11 protein-coding genes are annotated in these 19,998 nt (G+C 62.5%); 10 read left to right on the plus strand and 1 reads right to left on the minus strand.

Translation table 11 applies throughout. From position 1 onward, the window contains the following. The first annotated feature begins 722 nt into the window (after positions 1-722). The 3 genes from AC1ECK_RS11390 (at position 723) to AC1ECK_RS11400 (ending at position 2,806) form a co-directional block, all read left to right on the plus strand. On the plus strand, positions 723-1,037 hold the full coding sequence (locus tag AC1ECK_RS11390) for a DUF2946 domain-containing protein (RefSeq protein WP_480319447.1): 315 nt from the start codon (positions 723-725) through the stop codon (positions 1,035-1,037). Between the two features lie 184 nt (positions 1,038-1,221). Then, on the plus strand, positions 1,222-2,232 hold the full coding sequence (locus tag AC1ECK_RS11395) for a transporter family protein (protein ID WP_480319449.1): 1,011 nt from the start codon (positions 1,222-1,224) through the stop codon (positions 2,230-2,232). Continuing rightward, entirely contained in the window at positions 2,222-2,806 is a 585-nt protein-coding gene (locus tag AC1ECK_RS11400) for a TlpA disulfide reductase family protein (protein ID WP_480318983.1), read from the plus strand. Before AC1ECK_RS11395 ends, AC1ECK_RS11400 begins: the two co-directional genes overlap by 11 nt. A gap of 30 nt (positions 2,807-2,836) precedes the next feature. Here the strand turns inward: AC1ECK_RS11400 and AC1ECK_RS11405 are convergent, their stop codons facing one another. Next, positions 2,837-3,688, minus strand: coding sequence for a hypothetical protein (locus tag AC1ECK_RS11405; RefSeq protein WP_480318985.1), 852 nt, complete (start codon positions 3,686-3,688; stop codon positions 2,837-2,839). A 437-nt stretch (positions 3,689-4,125) separates the two neighbouring features. Here AC1ECK_RS11405 and AC1ECK_RS11410 point away from each other — a divergent pair, with 437 nt between their 5' ends. The 7 genes from AC1ECK_RS11410 to AC1ECK_RS11440 are packed head-to-tail and all read left to right on the plus strand — an operon-like array spanning position 4,126 to position 19,655. Then, complete coding sequence (locus AC1ECK_RS11410) at positions 4,126-5,691, plus strand: multicopper oxidase domain-containing protein (protein ID WP_480318987.1); 1,566 nt, start codon at positions 4,126-4,128, stop codon at positions 5,689-5,691. A 10-nt stretch (positions 5,692-5,701) separates the two neighbouring features. Further along, positions 5,702-7,354, plus strand: coding sequence for a multicopper oxidase domain-containing protein (locus AC1ECK_RS11415; RefSeq protein ID WP_480318989.1), 1,653 nt, complete (start codon positions 5,702-5,704; stop codon positions 7,352-7,354). Between the two features lie 17 nt (positions 7,355-7,371). Then, positions 7,372-15,699, plus strand: a complete 8,328-nt coding sequence (locus tag AC1ECK_RS11420) for a choice-of-anchor Q domain-containing protein (protein WP_480318991.1) — start codon at positions 7,372-7,374, stop codon at positions 15,697-15,699. A 10-nt stretch (positions 15,700-15,709) separates the two neighbouring features. Further along, positions 15,710-16,210 carry a hypothetical protein gene (locus AC1ECK_RS11425; RefSeq protein WP_480318993.1) on the plus strand — a complete coding sequence of 167 codons (501 nt, stop codon included), beginning with the start codon at positions 15,710-15,712 and terminating at the stop codon, positions 16,208-16,210. Positions 16,211-16,252: 42 nt separating this feature from the next. Further along, complete coding sequence (locus AC1ECK_RS11430; RefSeq protein WP_480318996.1) at positions 16,253-17,092, plus strand: LolA-like protein; 840 nt, start codon at positions 16,253-16,255, stop codon at positions 17,090-17,092. A 26-nt stretch (positions 17,093-17,118) separates the two neighbouring features. Then, on the plus strand, positions 17,119-17,955 hold the full coding sequence (locus AC1ECK_RS11435; RefSeq protein ID WP_480318999.1) for a LolA-like protein: 837 nt from the start codon (positions 17,119-17,121) through the stop codon (positions 17,953-17,955). Positions 17,956-17,960: 5 nt separating this feature from the next. Beyond that, positions 17,961-19,655, plus strand: coding sequence for a type 1 periplasmic-binding domain-containing protein (locus tag AC1ECK_RS11440; protein WP_480319001.1), 1,695 nt, complete (start codon positions 17,961-17,963; stop codon positions 19,653-19,655). The last annotated feature ends 343 nt before the right edge of the window (positions 19,656-19,998 follow it).

Raw genomic sequence — 19,998 nt, forward strand, 5'->3', positions numbered from 1 at the left:
TCTCATGTCAGAGCACGCCCGCGTCAATATACCTGCGGGCAGAAATCGGCCCACAAACCGCCATTCACATGTGTTGCCGGTCGGATGATCAAGCATCCGCTCCGCTCATACATCGGACTTTCTTGTACGGTTCATGTCTGCCATGTCGTCGCCCGAAGCTGACAGCCGCGGACACCATGCTTATGATCGCGTGCGTCTGCTCTGAGGGCCGGATTTCAACTGCCAGTGTCGAACAAAAACTACCGACCAATCGGACATGCAGTCCAACGGAAAGACCTGGCTCGCTCTTTCCCTATACCTTTGTAGGACATCTACCCATCGGATCTGTAAAAGGCGCGCGCGATAATCGCCTGTAACTCGCTAACTGGTCGGCAAATCCGTCAAGGTCATGCCTAGCCTTTTCTATTCGAAGATTGGCGGCATTGTCAGATTGCTTGCAATCCCGATGGCAATGCTCGCACCGCCGGTCTCGCAAACTCTTTCGGCCGATCAACGTGTCGATCTGACCGCGGGCGCTTTCTGTTCTGCGCGAAACGGTCCTGGCTTTCAGTTACCCAACGAAGTGCCCGTCCAGCCGATCCGGCTCCTTCCGGCTGATGGCACGCATCAGGAAAGTGCCTATCCAGTCTCGCTATCCGCTGGATAGAAGCCTGCAAAAATTTTGACTACCCATGAAGCTCCGCACCCACAAACACGCTGTCGCATGGCTTGGCCTCATCGCCATGTGGCTCGTCGTTTTCGCGCCGCTCGTGAGTCAGTTGCTCGTTGCGTCCCGCGCCGATGAGCCGGTCAGCGCCATTTGTTCGGCAGTCAACAGTGAGGCTCTCGCTGCACACCATGCGTCTGCGGACAAGCTTGCGGCGTGTGGGTATTGCGATCTCGTCGCTCATCATGTAGCAGTGCTGCGCGTCCCTCCGGCTGGCGTCATTGCAATGCTGTTGTTAGCGGATGCGCAAGTATCGGCGCCGCCCCTGTTTGTCCCTCACGCCGCTGCGTTTCCATCTGGCCGGCCTCGCGCTCCTCCCGTCCTTTCCTAGTCGTCGCTCTTGCCGACCGCAGCGTCAGCCTGCTTCGCAATCAGGCCGTCGCGGCAGTCTGTCGTCTCAGGAAAACACGCACGTCCTTCCACCCGAGGAGGGGAGACGCGCGTCCGTATCGAGCGGAGAGGAAATCATGTCTACCAACCAGAACGCGCTATTGCGCTGCACGCTGCTTTTCGCCATGGCTGCGATCTTTCCCACTGCGGCTCACGCATGCGCCACTTGCGGCTGCTCGTTGAGCACCGACGCCGCGATGGGCTATTCCGCCGTCCCAGGCTGGCGAATCAACATCGAATACGACTTCATCAACCAGAACCAGTTGCGCAGCGGTACCGGTTCAGTGTCGAACACACAGCCCGCCAGTATCAATGACGCCGGTGGCAGCCAGGAGGTGGAGCGCCAGACGATCAATCGCTACATCAATCTCGGCATCAGCTATAGCCCCGGCGCGAGCTGGAACTTCAGTGCGCTCATTCCGTACATTGACCGTAGTCACACGACGTACGGCAACGCGACGACGGACCAGCTCACACCAGACAACGTGAGCGGCGCAACCAGCAAAGGCCTGGGAGATATCAAGCTCATCGCCAGCTATCAGGGTTTTCTGCCAACGCACAATCTTGGCTTGCAGCTTGGTGTCAAGCTACCCACAGGCCGGTACGGCGGTCAGAACGTCAATACGGGTGCAACCGTCGGGCATAACCCGGTGTTCTTCTCGAACGGCCCCAATGCAGCCGCAGGCCAGACGCTCGACACCAGCTTGCAGCCCGGCACCGGCAGTACTGACCTGATTGTCGGCGCCTACTATTACCGGGCGATCAGCCAGAACTTCGACGCGTTCATTAACGGGCAATTCCAGTCCGCCATCGTGGAAAATCTCGATCATGCCGGCGCGACATATCGCCCGGGGAATCTGGCCAGTTTGAGCGTGGGACTGCGCTATGAGGCGAACCCGAAGTGGGTTCCGCAGTTGCAGATCAACGTTACCCGCAAGAGCCACGACCAGGGCACGCTCGCGGATACCGCGAACACAGCGGGAACGGTCGTTTATGTCAGCCCCGGCATCACCGTTAGCGTTCTGAAAAACCTTGAGGTGTATGGCTTCGTGCAGCGCGCGATATACAGCAAGCTCGACGGTTATCAGTTGTTTCCACGCTGGACCGGTAATGTGGGGATGAGCTATGCGTTCTGACGTATCGCGAGCGCCGCTGGCGCATACGGACTCCATCTCCTCGACATCGGCGGCGCGTCGGGCGTGGTTGCGTGCGGTCCTTGCATTGTCTCTAGGTGCGAGCGGGTTGGGCCGGCCCCTGGCGAGCCGCGCCGGCACGTTGGCCGTTGGCCAACCCGCACCGTCGCTCGTCCTTCATACGCTGGATGGCCGGAACATCATCACCACCGATCTACTCGGCAAAGTGATCGTTCTGACGTTCTGGGCTACCTGGTGTGAGCCGTGCCGTGACGAACTCCCTCTTTTGTCCGCCTACGCCGCACGCAATGCGGATCGAGGGCTGCAAGTGCTCGGGTTCAGTCTGGATGGAGCCGACGATCTGTCTGCGGTTCGCGAGGTTGCAGCGGGCTTGAGCTTTCCAGTGGGGCTGCTGGGCAGCGCCTGGGCAGGCGATTATGGGCGCATGTGGCGCATTCCAGTGAGTTTCACGATTGGCCGTACGGGTCTGCTGGCGGACAACGGCTGGGACGACAAATATCCCGTTTGGACACCTGAGCGTCTGCAACGCGTTATCACACCACTTTTGAGGCAATAGATGCGTGAGCGACGGATCGGGCGTGCCTCGTCAAAGCCTCTCGAGAACTTCAAGAAAGAGCAATACGGCGATGAAGAAGCCAATCCATCTTACCGTGGTCATGAGGCTGGAGAGCCTGAGAGCCAGTGAGTTCACGGCGTCCGCGACAGGGTTCGCCGTTACTTCATCGCCGCGGCCGCCGCTCGCCGCCGCGGTACGCAACTGAGCCGTTGCGAGGTCGATACGAAGGTGGGTGACGTAGCCAATGGCGATTTCCGGACATTCAATTGCGCCGTCGCTTTTGTTGGGCCTGAGAAAAAGGTCCGGCTCGCGGTGAGGGGTGGCCTTGGCGCTTTCGGCTGTGTAGAGGTGTCGCAGCGCCAGTCCCAATTCGACTGCGCCAAACTGGCCATCGGACATCGCCTTCGAAAGCGCATGTATACAGGCTTCGGGAATGTGGCAGGCGAGCCACCACTGATCGGGTTCGCCGGTCTCTGCGTCGGCCCGATTGGCGCCGAGACGGGCAGTGCCGAGCGGCACGTCGGCAAACGAAATTCCGAGTTCGTCTTCCAGCTCGCGCAGGCCTAACCGGTCAGCCTTGCTGACGTCGCGTGCCTCGAAGGACACCTCGACGGTGCGCATCGCGTGTCCAGCGTCGCCGATAATCGACAGCTCCTGGCCATCGAGACGTGCCACTCCGTGCAGCGACGTGGAAAGGGTTGGCTGTTTGTCTGCGTCCAGCGGCTCTGCGAGCTGTTGCGTCACATGAAGCTGTTCCAGCCTCAACCACATTGACCTGGCCGGAAAATACGTCTGCCTCTCGCCATCCAACCCAACATGTTCGAGGGTGTGATCCTTCCGCTCAACTAATTCCGTCGCGACGGTTTTTTCCAAGAACTCCATGGCGCTCCCCACTCGTGATTGCGTCGAACCCTTGGGCGATAAAGGACAAGGGTGTGGGTATTGTCCGCCTGAGCGCGTGGTCAAGGCGCCGACGGTTGCGTATTGCAATGCAGCATGCTGATGGTAGGAATTCTACCCATCCGGACGTTTGGTGGATATTAGGAATAGCACACATAAATAGCAATTTCTTTAGAACCGACGCGCAAGCGCTCCCAATTTTTGTTCTGACGATATGACTTTCGCCACCCTGGCCAGACCTGAAGAGCATCGCTGGGTTTGCCCTACCGCAAGTGTAGGGGGGTGACCCATCCCAGGCTCCGTCGCTCCTGTTCAGAATCCAGATACGGGCTGGTGTAACAACATAACCGGCCCGCATTCGCCGTAGAGCATGACGTCCAGCGCGTATCGCGCTGGCTGACCCCTGGGATGGAGGTCATATGTTCAGTACCCGCGTTTATCGCAGCAGTGTTGCCGCGCTGCTGTTCCTGCTATTTGCAGTTCCTTCGTTCGGCCAGTCGTTCCGGGTGCAATGCCCGTCAACCACGCCGGCGCATCCGACGGCACTGCCGCCTGGTGCGGGGGAGCCCGCCTACACCGGGCCGTCCTACACTGGACAGACCTCCACGTCGACAGGCGTCATCAACGGCGCGATCAAGTGTCAGCAGATCTCGGGCGGTGATGGTTACGCCACGATGGCGAACGGCGTGCAGACCTACCTGTTCGCCTTCGGCCCGTTGTCCGGGCTCGCCGACATCAAGGCGGGTCTGCCTGGTACCGAGTTCGCGTCGGTCTTCAACACCGTCGGCGACCCAAGGTCGGACCCGACCTACAACGGCGCGGTCGGCCTCGTGCCTGATCCGGAATCGGTGCCACCGGGCCAGTTGACCGGCCACGTCGATCCACGACCGATCATGGATATCGGCGTGATGAACGGCAACGAGCCGGCGCCGATGATGGCGATCGACGAGGATGACGAGTTCTTCCTCACGCTGACGAACGTTGGGATGATCATGCGCCCCGACCTGTTCGAGAAGCACACGGTGCACTTCCACGGCTACCCGAATGCGTCGTCGTTCTATGACGGCGTACCGGACGCGTCGGTGGCGATCAACATCGGGGCGAGCTTCACGTACTACTATCTCGCGCCGGATGCAGGCACCTACTTCTGGCACTGCCACATCACGCCGCCAGAACACTTGCAGATGGGCATGGTCGGCCAGATTTTCGTGCGGCCGCGCCAGAACCGCGTTCCCGGCGGTGCGTCGCTGTACAACTCGCTGGTGCAGCAGCAACTGGATCTGCGCACGAAATGCGGCACCGACATTCTGTGCACCACGCCGCTGCCGCCTCAGAACGGCGTCCTTCACGTCAACAACAAGAGCGGCACGCCGACGCTGTACGCGTACAACGACGGCGACGGTTCGACCGCCTACGACGTCGAGTATCCGGTGCAGATACACGGCTTCGATCCGAACTTCCACTTCATTGGCATGACGTTCAATCCGGAGCCGTTCACCGACATGAAGGACAAGCTCTTCATGTTGAACGGACGCAGCTATCCGGACACCGTGAATCCGAATCCGCTGTCGACACAGGTCGCCGACGGCACACCGCATTTTTCGCAACCGCTGCCGACGCTGATCAATATTCCGGCCGGTGGCAGGGCGCTGCTGCGTATCTCAGACCTCGACGTCACCGAGTATCAGACGCTGGCGTCGCTCGGCATTCCGATGCATGTGATTGCCATCAACGCCCGTTTGCTGCGCGACATGTCCGGCAACGACCTGACCTACAACACCAACTCGATCACGTTGGGCGGCGGCGAATCGATCGATGTGATCCTCGATGCCAGCGACACGACGAAATATAAGCCGGGTGCGATCTACTACCTGTACACGCCGAATCTCGATCACCTGGCTAACGATCAGGAGAACTTTGGCGGATTGATGACCGAGGTCCACATCTGTAACGCGGTGGACCCGACCAAGAAGTCCTGCACTTAGGAGAAGAGCCGTGGGACACATCACTCACAACACATGGATCGCCATGCTCGCGCGCCTTGGGCGGCTTGCACGGCTCGGCGCGGCGCTGCTCGCCACGCTCGTCTGCATGCACGCGCAGGCCGCCGCGCCAGGCATCACGGGAACGCACTTCGATCTGAGTGCGGAGGCGAACCGCATCACCCAGCCCGACGGCGCGAGCATTTATTCGTGGGGCTATGGATGCCGCACGGCGCCGGCCGGATTTTCGCCGTCCGCGATCGCGGGCGCGAACTGCCCGAGCATGCAGATTCCCGGTCCGACGCTGATCGTGAAGCAGGGCGACGTCATCACGGTGACGCTCACCAATAACCTGCCTGCGGCGGCGGGCAACACGTCGATCCTCTTTCCTGGATTCCAGGTCTGCGCCGCCGTGCTGAACCCCGACGGGACCTGTCCTGCCGCGCTCACCGGTTCGCCGGGAATACTGACCCGCGAGGCCGCCCCCGGCGGTACCGTCACGTACAGCTTCGTCGCGGCGACGCCTGGCACGCATGCCTACTACAGCGGCACGCAGGGCGATCTGCAGATCGAGATGGGCCTGTTTGGCGCGATCATCGTTTTGCCGACCTCGGCGCCCGGCACGCTCGCGGTGCCTGCGGGTTGCCGGGCGGTCGCGGCGACGCTGCCGGATGGGCAAACGGACTTCCGCAATGCCGGCGCGGCCTACAATCACAGCGCAGCCTGTTATGACCGTGAGTATCTTTTTCAGTTCTCCGAAATGGACCCGCGCATCCATGCGCAGGCGGAACAGCAGGCGGCGAACGCGTGCACGGCGCCGAACGGCTGCATGACGGTGGAGACGGAGCCCTATCACCCGGCCTATTTCATGGTCAACGGCCGCTCGATGCCGGACGACATGGACCCGAACTACGCGGTGCAGTATCCGCATCAGCCCTACAACGGCAATCCGCATATGCACCCGGGTGAACTGGTGCTGTTGCGGATCATAGGCACCGGCCGCTGGCAGCATCCGTTCCACGAGCACGGCAATCACGTGCGGGTGCTGGCGCGCGATGGAAACATGATCCTGAGCAAGACGGACCCGACCAAGGTGGCCGGACCGCTGCTGTTCACGACCACCACGACGCCGGGCCTCGCGATGGACGGAATTTTCTACTGGACGGGCAGGGGCCTGAACTGGGATGTCTACGGGCATAAGCCCGTGGACGTGTACACCGACACCGCGCCGCAATTCGCAGCTTACCTCGGCAAGCCGGTCGTCTGCACCCCGGACGCGAACGGCTACTACACGGCCGACCCGCATGCGCCGAACTACTACGAGTGGTGCGCCGATCACGGCAAGGCACTCGAAACGCATCCGTTCGGCAACGTCGGCAGCGGTGGACCGGTGACCCTGCCGGACTCGCATGTGTTGACCAACGGCTTCTGGTATGGCGGCAGTCCTTATCTCGGCCCCGACGCGACCATACGCGCCACCTCGCCCACCGGGACAACGCCGCCGACCGGGACGAACCTGAATCCACCGGCAACCGAAGCAGGCTTCGCATTCATGTGGCACTCGCATAACGAGCGCGAGATCACCACGAACAACATCTTCCCAGGCGGAATGATGATGATGATGCTCGTCGATCCACAAGCATTCCTGATTGACGAATCCAATTAGAGGCGGGGAGAAACGCGATGAGATCCAACAAGTTCAGGGCGACGCTCTTCGACTTGCTCAAGGCAGGTGTCGCGGCGTCCATTCTGCTGACGGCCAGTGGCGTATGTTTCGCTCAAGTCGTCAATCTGACAGCGAAGACCAGCACTGCTACGTTGCCCGACGGACAGGCGGTGCCGATGTGGGGCTACAGTTGCTCGGCCGCCGCTGTGGCGCCCGCCACCTGTGCGGCGACGAACCCGCAAGCCGGGGCGAGCTGGTCGCCGGTGGTGATCACCGTGCCGCCTGGGCCCCTGACGATCAACCTCACCAATAGCCTGCCCGGCGCTGTGCCGACCTCGCTCGTGATCGTGGGGCAGTTGGGCGGCGGTCTGGGGACGACAGCGACGACGATGCCGAGTCCGCCGCATCCGACGCAAACCGCGGTCACCTGGCCGATTGCCACCAGTGCGACCGGCGCGTCGTTCACGCCGCCCGCGCAAGCGCCGCGTGTCCAGTCGTTTGCGACCGAGGTGGCGACAGGCAAGACGACGGCGCTCACCTGGAGCAACCTCAACCCTGGCACCTATCTGATCGAGTCCGGAACGCATCCGTCGATCCAGGGGCCGATGGGGCTTTACGGCGTGCTGGTGGTGAAGGCTCCGGTCGGCGGCACCGTGAGCTGCCCGGTCGCATCGCAGGCGTATCAGGCCTATACGAATCCGGCTATCTGCTATGACGCCGACGTGCCGCTCGTGCTGAGCGAAATCGATCCGCTGCAAAACACCGCGGTCGCAGCGGCGGTGACGACGACGGGTTTTAGCGAAACCAAAGCGTGGTCGGGTCAGCCCGGCGGTTGCGGCGATTCGAAGTCGACGTCGTTCGGCACCTGCTATCCGCCGACGGTCAACTACGATCCGCGCTACTACCTGATCAACGGCGTCGCTTTCGACCGGACCAATCCCGGCGGGTCTTCGTTCGCCGCCACCGCGCCTGTTGCCACGGGCCAGGTGCTGGTGCGTTTCGTGAACGCCGGCTTGCGGATGCACGTTCCGTCGATAGTCGGTACACAAACCGGCAATCCTGCTGTGTCCGGTTTCTCGCTGATCGCCGAAGACGGCAACGTGCTGCCCGGCAGTCCGCGCGTTCAGTCGGAAGTGTTTCTGGCGGCCGGCAAAACCTATGACGTGATGGTCAATGCGCCGGCGACCGGCGCAACGGCGCTGCCGGTGTTCGATCGCGAACTGAGCCTGTCGACCAACAATCAACGCGACGGCGGCATGCAGGCTTATATCGCGGTCAATGGCGGCGCGCTGCCGACGGCAGGAGCCGCCAATCAGAATGCGGTTGCCAATGCCGCTAACTACTTCTTTATCCCGGGCACCACGCTGACCGTGTCGGACCCGGCCAAGGGCGTGAAAGCCAAGGACGTCAATGTCTACGGCGTCGAGGTCAAGACGACGACCACCGGCGGCGCGCTCACGCTGAACCCGGACGGCACGTTCGTCTATGTGCCGAATGCCGGCACGACAGCCGACAGCTTCGTGTATCAGGCGAACGGCAATCCCGCGGTTTCTGCGACGGTCACGCTGTCGGCCTGTAGCGCCGCCAACGGTTGCCTGTCCGGTGCGCCGACGGCCAACAACGGCAGTTACACGAGCAACATCGCCTCGCGCCTGCAGGTCGGCGCGCCCGGCGTGCTGTCCTATGCTTCAGATCCAAAGGGGTTGCAGCTCACCGCAGCGATCTCGGGTGCTGTAACCGGCGGGACCGTCACATTGAATCCTGACGGATCGTTCGTCGCGATACCCGCGACGCCGCCGGTGGGCAGCACGGCGACCGCCAACGTGACGTTCAAATACACGGCAATGAACTCGCAGAACACCTCGAGCGCAGCCGCGACCGTGACCGTGACGTTCAAGGGCGGCAGCGGACTCACCGTCAACGTGCTGGACGCGCCGAGCACACTGCCGGGCAAAACGCCCGTCAAGCTGACCGACTATCGCTGGATCATCGAGGAAGACCGTACGTTCCAGATCGATCCTGCATGCCAGACGACCGCGTCAACGCGTCCGTCGACGTGCCCGCCGCTGCCGGTTCCGAGTCTCGGCGCAAACTTCCACACCAGCTACATGCCGGTGGTGGCGGCAGGCTGTGTCGGCAAGGTCGCGTGCGAGGCAGGACAGACGGTGTACGACCCGGTGAGCGGCTCCCACCTGCCGGCAGTGTGCGACGTCGGCAACGGCGTGTGCCGCACGACTTCTGCGCAACAGGTGCCGGTCGACCCCAGCCAGGTGGCGCTCGATCCGACGAAGCACTACTACATTTCAGTCCTGCCAGGCGATGCGGGCAACACCTTCGGAAATGGCGGGGGCAATCCGGTGCCCATCGATCCGAAGAACCCCACTGGGCCGACGAGACAGTTCGATATCGCCAAGGACTGCCCGTCCGGTCCCGGCGGCGCGGATTTCGCCCCGGGCACGGGCAAGTGCGGCCACACCATGAGCGGCGCGCCGATCCCGCCGGTCCCGAGCGGATCGACCGCGAGGCCCCCCGTCAACGTACTCGTGACTGAATCGCCGTTCCCGACAGCAAAGGTTTCCGTGTTCGTCTTCGAGGACGACGCCCCGCTTAACGGAGAAGTGGACGTCAGCGGCGGAACCGACACGTTCGGTTCCGCCCGTGAGCCGGGACTCGGCGGATTCGAAATCAAGCTCTGGGACGACGCGGGCCAAACCGGCGACGCGACTGGACAGATGAGTTACGACATGTTCAACATGCCGCTGTCCAATTCATTGCAAGGGACGATCGATCCGGTCACGGGACTCAATGCGTGCCCGATTTCGACGTCGACTGACGGCCTCGTCGGCATGATTCCGACCTGTCCGAAATTCGAGTCGGACGGCAAGACGATTTCGCCGCTCGTCGGCCAGGCCATCATTGCCAACCTGATGCCCGGCCGCTACGGCATCGTCGCGACGCCGGCGGCCGACAGAATCGGCAGGGGCGAGGAATGGCTGCAGACGAACACGCTGGACGGCGAGAAGGGCCATGACGCTTTCGTCAAGATCGGCGGCCCGGCGTACTTCCAGGAGTTCGGGCCGGCAGGCTTCCACGTTTCGATCGGCTTTGCCAATCCGAAGATCATCAATGCCCGGCTGCCGGTCTTCTGCGCCGGCATAACGTGCAACAACGGGCTCAAGGGCCGGGTGACGAACCTGCACTACAGCCGTCCGCCGAACGAGAACCTCTACGGCGCCGGCTCGCGCACCTCGCTGAGTTTTACGCAGTGCTACGTCAGTGTCGGCGATCCGGACGGCGAAGATATCGCCTTCACGAAGTGCAATGCCGACGGGACCTTCAGCTTCACCGGCCTGCCTTCGGGCACCTACAGAATCACGATCTTCGATCAATGGAACGATCAGATCATGGATGGGCTGGCGACGGCGGTTCAACTGGCGAACGGCCAAACCACGGATGTCGGAGATCTGTCGGTGCTTCAATGGCAAACCAATCTCTACACCAGGAGCTTTATCGACACGACCGGCTCGGGCGTCTCGCAGGCGAATTCCCCAGGGCTGCCGCAGCTTCCAACCAATATCCGCTTCCGCGACGGCAGCTATTCGAACTTCAATATTACCGACGGCAACGGCTACGCGACCTTCAACGAAGTGTTCCCGCTATTTAACTGGTACGTCGTCGATACCGACGAGACCCGCTTCAAGCAGACGGGCGTACACGTGGTCTATGACTCGGGTGGTCCGCCTGACGGCACGCCTGGAGGCGGCAACTCGACCATTGCAGCTAACTACGCCAACACGCTGGAATCCGCGACGGCGCACCTGCCGACCAACCTGCGGGTGCCGGGGGCGGTGTACTGCAACGATGCGGACTGCAAGGACCGCTCGGGTACGGCGCCCTCGACCGGCAGAGTCGATCCGCCGTGGGTCACCACGATGGGTTGGCAAGGCTTCTCGGGACAGAGCTCCTTTATCGAGTTCGGCAAGACGCCGTTTGGCGCGAATGAAAACGGCGGTATCCGCGGCGAAGTCATCTATGCATCGACGCGGCCGTTCGACGATCCGACGCTGCTGGTCCACACGAAGTGGACGCCCGACGTGCCGAACGTCACGGTGAACCTGTATCAGGAGGGCACCGCTGCCGACGGCACCACCAGCCTGACGCTGGTGGACACGACCAAAACCGCGAGCTGGGACGACTGGGCGCAGGGCTTCCGCTCCGACGGCGTGCCGAACATGAACTGTCCGGGACAGGAGACGACCGACCCGTTCTTCTTCACGTTGAAAGACACGCCCCAGTGGCTCGACGCGCAGAAACGCGCGTTGCCGGCGCATTCGCAGTTCAAGTGCTACGACGGCATGCACGCGTTCAACCAGTTACAGCCCGCGCCGTACGACGGGATGTACCGATTCCCCAGCGTAACGGGTCGCAATACGACGACCGGCAAGCCGACCGCGACGAACTGCACGATCTGTGTGGCGAATCCTTCGGGCGACGGTACGCAGATGCTGCCTGCCGGCAAGTATGTGGTCGAAGTGATCGTGCCGCCCGGCTATGAACTCGTGAAGGAGGAAGACAAGAACATCCTGATCGGCGACAACTACATTGCGCCAGTCACGCAGCAGTTCGCCGGCATCGGCGCCATCTTCATCCTGCCCGACCAGGCTGCGGTGAACGCCACCTATAACCGGAACAATGCGCAGAATGCGACCACGAATCTCGGCTCGACTACGTATCCGCGGAACGAGGGCGACACGGGCAGCATCGAAGAGTTCTGGCCTTGCGTCGGTGAATTGCGCATCGTGCCTGACTACATGAGCATTTTCCCGGAAGTGCAGGAAGTGGCCCCGTTCGCGGGCGCCTCGCGGCACCTGTGCGACCGCAAGGAAGTGACGGTATCGCCCCAGATGACGGCGTTGGCGAAGTTCTGGATCTTCAGTTCGACGCACGTGGCCGCGCACTACACCGGCTTCATGCTGGACGACTTCTCATCGGAGTTCGATCCGTATTCGCCGCAATTCGGTGAAAAGTTCGCTGTACCGAACGTGCCGGTCTCGATGAAGGATTTTTCCGGCAACGAAGTCGCTCGCACGTACTCCGATCAGTGGGGCATCTTCAACGGCTTGAACTATTCGACCTGGCAGGTCAACCCGCCGAACCCGACCGGCTATGCACCGACGATGATGGTCGCCTGCATGAACGATCCAGGGCCGGTGCTGGATACGAATTCGACCTCGAAGACGTACGGCCAGATGATTACCGACCCGCTCTTCAACCCGGCGTACAGCCAGTTCTGTTACGAGATTCCGTTCATGCCTGGACAGACCCAGTACATGGATACGCCAGTGGTGCCGGTCTCGGCCTTCGCGGAGGGCTACAACCAGCCGGACTGCGCGTACCCGGATGCCACGCCGGCGATCTCCAGCGTAACGGGCGATGCGATCGGCGGCGGCGCGGGACCGTGGGTGAGCACGTTCGGCCACACGCTGACCATCAACGCTCAGGGCGACCAGCAGGTGCCGAACCATGCCTACACGGGTCCGGCTGCGACCACGGCGCCGTTCAACCAGAAGTTCCTCACGCGCCACTATGGCTTTGGCAGCGAACCTTCGGCATGCAACGTGCTGGGCCTCCCCGTCCCGTGCAAGAACGTCACGATCGGCGGCGCGCCTGCCATCGTGCAGTCATGGAGCGATACGCAGATCAAGGTCCAGGTGCCGGTCCAGCTCGCCACGCAGTCGAGCTGCACGATCCAGCAGCGCGGCGTGTCGAATCCCGCGTTCTGCGGTGAGCTCGTCATCACGGCGGCCAACGGCAAACGCTCGATCGACACGGTCACGGTCACGGTCGGCGGCAAGACGCCAACCTATGTGAGCGGCGAGAACGCCACGAGCAACGCGATCCAGACCGCGATCGACACCGCGACTCCGGGCGACATGATCGTCGTCGGTCCGGGCGTCTATAACGAAATGCTGCTGATGTGGAAACCGGTCCGGCTGCAAGGTGTCGGTGCAACGGCGGTGACCGTCAACGCGAACCCCCACCCATCGGGCAAGCTCGACCCGTGGCGCAGGCAGGTGGGCTGTCTGTTCGGCGACGCATTGAACGGCGGCGTGCTTTCGGCTAGCAATCCGTACGATCCGACCGGCACGTATTCCTGTCCGGCCGCGATGCAGCGCAAGGTGGATACGATACCGTTCGAACCCGCCTCCGGATGGGATTTCAACCTCAACGGCAACCTCGCTGAACTGCTGATCGAGCCGTCGCTGATGGGCGCGTATGAAGGCGCGGCCATTACGGTGCTCGCCAAGGGCGTGAAGGACGTGACGGTGAACGGCGTGCCGCAAGCCGACCCGAACTGCACCGCGAACGGCATTTGCACGCCGCTCACGGGGCCGACCCTGCTGCAGCCGAACCCGCCGGATTGCGTGAACTACCCGAGCAACTTCCTGTGCAATCCGTCGCGTATCGACGGCATGACCTTCACCAACAGCTCGCAAGGCGGCGGCGGGATCTATCTGCACGGCTGGAACCATTACACGGAGGTCTCGAACAACCGCGTCTTCGCCAACGCAGGGACGCTGACAGGCGGCATCACGGTAGGCCAGGTCGAAACCGCCGAAGCGACTATCGCCGCGGACGGCGTGACGGAGTTGCCGTTCCTGCTCAACCAGCATGTGAACGTTCACAACAACGCAGTGACGTCGAATGCTTCGTATGGCGACGAAATCAACTCGAATACGCCTTCGTCGGCGGGCGGCGTGACCTTCTGCACCGGTGCCGACTACTATCACTTCAACTACAACTGGGTCTGCGGCAACATCAGTGCCGGCGACGGCGGCGGGGTCGCGCACTTCGGGTTCAGCTATAACGGCGACATCTCGCACAACTGGGTGTTGTTCAACCAGAGCAACAACCCGACGCTGCCGACGTACGGTGGCGGCATCATCGCCCAGGGCGTACCGCCTGACGGCACGTTCTGCGAGAACTCGACGGTGGATGTCGATTGCGCGCCTGAGCTTTCGGATGGCGTCGGCCCGGGCCTCACGATCGACGGCAATCTGATTGTCGGCAACACGGCGGAAAGCGGCAAGGGCGGCGGCCTGCGGCTGCAGAACGTCAACGGCACCGAGGTGCAGCGCAGCCCCAGCAATCCGCACGCGTGGTACGGGGTTCTGGTGACCAACAACATCATCGCGAACAACGTAGCGGGTTGGGCGGGAGGCGGTGTGTCGATGCAGGATGCGGTGGCCGTGAAATTCATCAACAACACGGTTGTCTCCAACGACTCGACGGCATCCGCGGGCGTGCTGTTCAACACGTCGGCGGCCACCCAGGCCAACGTCGGGCCGCCGAACTGCACGACGGTGGGGGCGGAAACGACGTGCCCGCCGATCACGACGTCGGTGTTCGAGCCGGCTGGACTGGAGACCGCGGCTCATACGGCGAACTTCATCGTCGCGTTCACCAATCCGAATGTGGCGTGTCCGGCCGGGTTGCCCAACTGCACGAAGTTCTCGAACCCGGTGCTGACCAATGACGTGTTCTGGCAGAACCGCACGTTCCATATCACTGTGGGAGGAAAGGATCCGAACATCGCGGGCCTGCAGAACGCGGTCACATTGAATCCGACTCTGAATCAGGCAGGCAAGACGACGGGCTATTGCGATCCGACCGCGGTCTATTGGGACATCGGCGCGTTCGGCGACACCTCGGCCAGCAACCGTCAGCCAGCTTTGACGATGAGCCCGAAGTACTCGATCCTGACCGATGCCGGCGACTACCCGGGGGCGAACAACAGCGGTATGAATCCGGGGGTGGTGCACCAGTACTGCAACGGTGCGCGTGTGCCGCCGGAAGCGGGTGGAATCGGCATCGCGGTGCCCCCGGGCATCTCGGATACGGTGCTTCCGAACCCGCTGTTCAGCCTGCTGCCGTCGGCAACGCCGGATGAAGGCAACAACTGGATCAACATGACGTACGGTCCGCTGTCGCTGTTCAACGAAGCGCTCACGTCGGGCATGACTGGCTACAACGTGGTGCTGGGCAACTACTCGATCACGGCTGCTTCGCCGGCAGTCAATCACGGCACGTCAGCCGGTGCGCCGAATCATGACATCTTCGGCACAGCGCGGCCGCAGGGTGCCGGATACGACATCGGCGCGGTCGAGGTCGTGCAGCCGGGCTTGCTGGGCGGCACCCCGCCGCCGATCGATCCGCTCGCATTGGGCAGCCCGTCGGCAGGCGGTCTGTTCGGCCTGTTCCAGGCAGTGGCGCCGAAGCTGCCCGTCGTGACGCCGCCGCCGGCGCTGATCCCGGCGCAGGCGCAGCCTGCGGTCGTACGGTGAGGGGGCTGTCATGAAACTTCGGTTCCCCTCGACAAAGCCGGCGGTGCTGCTCACGAGCAGCGTGTGCCTGGCCGCGACCCTGGTGCAAGGGGTCGCGGCCCAGCAGAGCACGCCGGGGGCGCTCACGCCCAGGCACTCGCCGTATTTGCCGGTGAGCGTGTCGCAGCACGCGAAGAACTACTACGGGTTGATGAAGGGCATCGACAACCTGAGCGTGCGCAGCACGGCATCGGGCAATCTGATTCGCTTCAGCTATCGTGTGACGGATCCGGTGGCGGCGCACCTGCTTGGCGAGAAGACCGCGACCGCCTATCTGTACGGGCACACGAGTCACGCGCTGCTCGAGATTCCGGTGATGGACAAGGTCGGGCCGTTGCGCCAGACCGGTCCTCTGCAGGCCGGGCAGGAATACTGGATGGTGTTTTCCAACAAGGGCGGTCCGATCAAGGCCGGCGAGCGTGTCGACGTATTCATCGGTTCGCTTCATGTCGACGGACTGATTGTCGAATGATCGCGTGACGGCGATTTGCAACACAAATGGGGGAGGTGACTCATGTCTGGATTTCTTTTGAAAGCGATTTCGGCGGCCTCGGTGGCCGGTGTTCTGGCATCCGGCCCGGTCGCATACGCAGCCTCGGCTGCAGGAACGGCGCAAGCCGCGGCGGCGAGCCATCTGGGCGCGGCGCAGATCGTCGAGCGGAACGTCTCGGCGCGCGGCGGGCTTCAGGCGTGGCACGCGGTCAATACGATGACGATGTCGGGGCAGATCGAAGCCGGCGGCACAAAGAACACCAGGCTGCCGTTCACGATGATGATGAAGCGGCCGAACAAGAGCCGCTTCGAGGTTCGCTTCAATGAGCAGACGGCGTTTCAGGTCTACGACGGCGCGCAGGGCTGGAAGGTCCGGCCCTTCCTTGGACGCAACGAAGTCGAACCGTATACTCCTGCAGAAGCCAGATCGGCTGCGGCGTCGGCTGACTTGGAAGGGCCGCTGATCGACTATGCGAGCAAGGGCTCACGGGTGGATGCTCTGGGTATGGAATCCGTGGAAGGGCATCGCGCGTACGTCCTGAAGCTGACGGAGAAAGACAATACGTCGCGCCGTATCTGGATCGACGCAAGCAGTTTTCTCGAACTGAAGATCGACGGCGAACCACGCAAGCTCGATGGGCGGATGCACGACGTCGCGATCTTCTATCGCGATTACAAGAAAGAAAACGGGCTCGTCATGCCGCACACGCTGGAGACCGTCGTCAGCGGGGTCAAGCCGTCGCACAAGCTGACGATCGACCATGTCACGGTGAATCCGCCGACGGACGACACGCTGTTCGCAAAACCTCAACTGGCCGTGGTCAAAGTGCCGAACCAGCAGGCACCAGCCACCAGCCACTAGCCAATATCCGTGCGAGGACCGCTGCCATGACACGAATCGCATTGTGGATGCTCATCGGCTGCCTGACGGCGGCGGTGTACGCGAGCGAACAGATACCGGAGGGGCAGGATCTGAGTGCGGACCAGATCGTCGAGAAGAACGTTGCCGCGAGAGGCGGCCTCGACGCATGGCGCAAGGTCGAGACGATGGTCTGGGTCGGGCACGTGGATAGTGCGAATGCATCCGCAGAGCAATTGCCGTTTGCCCTCGCGCTGAAACGTCCGAACAAGACGCGCTTCGAGATCACCGTACTCAACCGCCGGGCGGTCCGGGTATTCGACGGCAAACAGGGCTGGAAGGTGAGCCCGAACGCCACGGGCAGTGGGGAAGCGCGGCCGTACACCATGGACGAGCTGAGGTCCGCGCATGACGAACAGGTCATCGACGGATTGCTGATCGACCATCATGCGAAGGGTATCGACGTCACGCTCGACGGAATCGACAAGGTCGACGGACATGATGCTTATCGCCTCGGCGTGAGGTTGCCTTCCGGCGTGAGCCGTCATGTGTGGGTCGACGCGCAGAGCTTTCTCGACGTCCAATACGACCGGGAAGCGCGGGGGCCTCGCGGGCCGGTCACCGTGCAGGTGAAGTACGGCGACTACCGGAGCGTCGACGGTTTGCAGATACCGTTCGTGATCGAAAGCGGCGTGGCGGCCGCCGGCAAGAGCGACAAGCTGACGATCGAGAAGGTGTCGCTCAATCCGCCGCTTGATGAAGCGATGTTCACGAGGCCGGCCTCGCAGATCCGGCGAAATTCAGTGTCGGTGAATGCCGAGGTGTCGCCGCCGGCGCCGCCCGCCTTGAGCCGGCCAGGCCCTTAGCCATCATGGACTGCGCCCGGGTCAGCCGCGGAGCCGTCGCGCGGGGACGAGCGCTCGCGGCGCTCGCGCTCGTCCAATGTGTATTGCTCGCCGCGTTGATGGTCCCGCTGGGCAGGGCGCACGCTGCTTCGTCGACGCCGCCGGTGACGGCCGCGACCACGGGGGAAGCGATCTTCCAGAATGGCGTGCTGGGTTCGGGCGAACCGCTCGAGGCGACGCACGACGGTGGCGTGAACCTGCGAGGCGCCGCGGCGGCCTGCATGAATTGCCATCGGCGCAGCGGCCTTGGCTCAAGGGAAGGGAATAGCAGCATCCCGCCGATCACCGACCGGTATCTGGTGCATCCTCGCGTAGAGAGTCCCGAAGAATTCGACCTGCCGTATGTTCCCAGCATGCGCACCGATCGCGAACCCTATACCGATGAGACGATCGCAAGAGCGATCCGCGAGGGGCTCGATTCGGAGGGCAAACCGCTCAGCAATCTGATGCCGCAGTACGCGCTGAACGACATCGACATGGCGGCGCTGCTCGGCTATCTGAAACGCCTCGATCGACGCAGGTCACCAGGTGTGACGGATACGGTGCTGCACTTCGCGACGATCATTACACCCGATGCAGACCCGGTGAAACGGCGCGGCATGCTCGATGTGCTCAAACAGTACTTTGATGACAAGAACATCTTTCCGCTCGGCGCAACGCCGCCGCTGCGCTCATCGCGCAAGATGATGTTCATGGTCAATCGCCGCTGGGAACTGCATGTGTGGGAGCTGAGCGGCCCGCCGTCGACGTGGCATGAACAGTTGAAGCGACTTCTGGTGGAGCAGCCGGTGTTTGCGGTGCTGTCCGGACTCGGTGGCAAGAACTGGGCGCCGGTCCACGAGTTCTGCGAGCAGGAGGCCGTGCCGTGTCTCTTTCCCAACGTGGAAGTGCCGGTCGAAACCGATCAGGATTTCTATTCGGTGTATTTCTCGAAGGGCATACTGCTCGAGGCGGCGCTGCTCGCCAGGCGGATTCTCGATGAAGCCAGTGCCAGGCCCATGCAAACGAAGAGAACGGTCTGGCAGGTCTATCGCACGGGCGACAACGGCGAGCGGGGCGCAGAGGCGCTTGCCGCCGCGTTGAAGGGCCATGGCATCGCGGTGTCGAGCCGTGCGCTTGCGCGAGACGCCAGCGTCGCGCAATCCCTGCACGGAATTGCGCGCGGGGACGTGCTGGTGCTCTGGCTGCGTCCGCCCGACATCGCGGCGCTCGGGCGCTTGTCACCGCCGTCGGACACGGTGTTCGCGTCGGGGTTGCTGGGCGGGCTCGACAGCATACCGTTGTCGCCGGGCTGGCGCGGCGTCACGCGCCTCGCGTATCCATTCGACTTGCCGGACGGACGGCGTGTCCGTGTCGACTATGCGTTCGGCTGGTTCTCGATCCGCAAGATTCCGATGGTCGCGCCGCAGGTCCAGGCTGACACCTATCTCGCGTGCGGCCTGCTGGCGGAGACGCTCAGCCATATGGTCGATGCGTTCGAGCGGGATTACCTGATAGAGCGCATTCAGGACATGCTTGAACGGCGCATCCTGACTGGTTACTACCCGCGCCTGACACTGGCGCCGGGGCAGCGCTTCGCCTCCAAAGGTGGTTATATCGTCCGCTTTGCCGAGCCGGATCGAGTCAGGCTCGTTGCCGATGGGGACTGGATGGTGCCGTGACGATGACGCGACGGTGACGTGAAACGAGGCGCGCAGCAGCGTGCCAAAACTCACGAGACGTTATCGCCCGCGGTGTCGAGCGTCTCCCCTACCGCAAGAATAGGACCTTGACCCATGTCGTTTCCCGTCGCCAGTTTGCACAATGGAAACGTGGCGAAACGCACAAATGCCTGATCGGCAAGGGTCACCGCAATCACAAGACCTTGTTCTCGTTTCGCTTGTTACCGTCAGGCGCGACACAGCAACGCAGTCGTTGATTTTTGCCGCAGTGGGTCAATGTGTGAAGCACGGCGCAGGGAGATATAGCCATGGCAAGGACTATTATCAGTATTCCTGCATTTTA

The organism is Paraburkholderia sp. SSBN10T (genome assembly GCF_056619545.1).

What these genes read in the sequence shown, in the direction of transcription:
- AC1ECK_RS11390 (WP_480319447.1), top strand. Translation starts at nt 723, where the DNA reads ATGTGGCTCGTCGTTTTCGCGCCGCTCGTGAGTCAGTTGCTCGTTGCG.
- AC1ECK_RS11395 (WP_480319449.1), top strand. Translation starts at nt 1,222, where the DNA reads ATGGCTGCGATCTTTCCCACTGCGGCTCACGCATGCGCCACTTGCGGC.
- AC1ECK_RS11400 (WP_480318983.1), top strand. Translation starts at nt 2,222, where the DNA reads ATGCGTTCTGACGTATCGCGAGCGCCGCTGGCGCATACGGACTCCATC.
- AC1ECK_RS11405 (WP_480318985.1), bottom strand. Translation starts at nt 3,688, where the DNA reads ATGGAGTTCTTGGAAAAAACCGTCGCGACGGAATTAGTTGAGCGGAAG.
- AC1ECK_RS11410 (WP_480318987.1), top strand. Translation starts at nt 4,126, where the DNA reads ATGTTCAGTACCCGCGTTTATCGCAGCAGTGTTGCCGCGCTGCTGTTC.
- AC1ECK_RS11420 (WP_480318991.1), top strand. Translation starts at nt 7,372, where the DNA reads ATGAGATCCAACAAGTTCAGGGCGACGCTCTTCGACTTGCTCAAGGCA.
- AC1ECK_RS11425 (WP_480318993.1), top strand. Translation starts at nt 15,710, where the DNA reads ATGAAACTTCGGTTCCCCTCGACAAAGCCGGCGGTGCTGCTCACGAGC.
- AC1ECK_RS11430 (WP_480318996.1), top strand. Translation starts at nt 16,253, where the DNA reads ATGTCTGGATTTCTTTTGAAAGCGATTTCGGCGGCCTCGGTGGCCGGT.
- AC1ECK_RS11435 (WP_480318999.1), top strand. Translation starts at nt 17,119, where the DNA reads ATGACACGAATCGCATTGTGGATGCTCATCGGCTGCCTGACGGCGGCG.
- AC1ECK_RS11440 (WP_480319001.1), top strand. Translation starts at nt 17,961, where the DNA reads ATGGACTGCGCCCGGGTCAGCCGCGGAGCCGTCGCGCGGGGACGAGCG.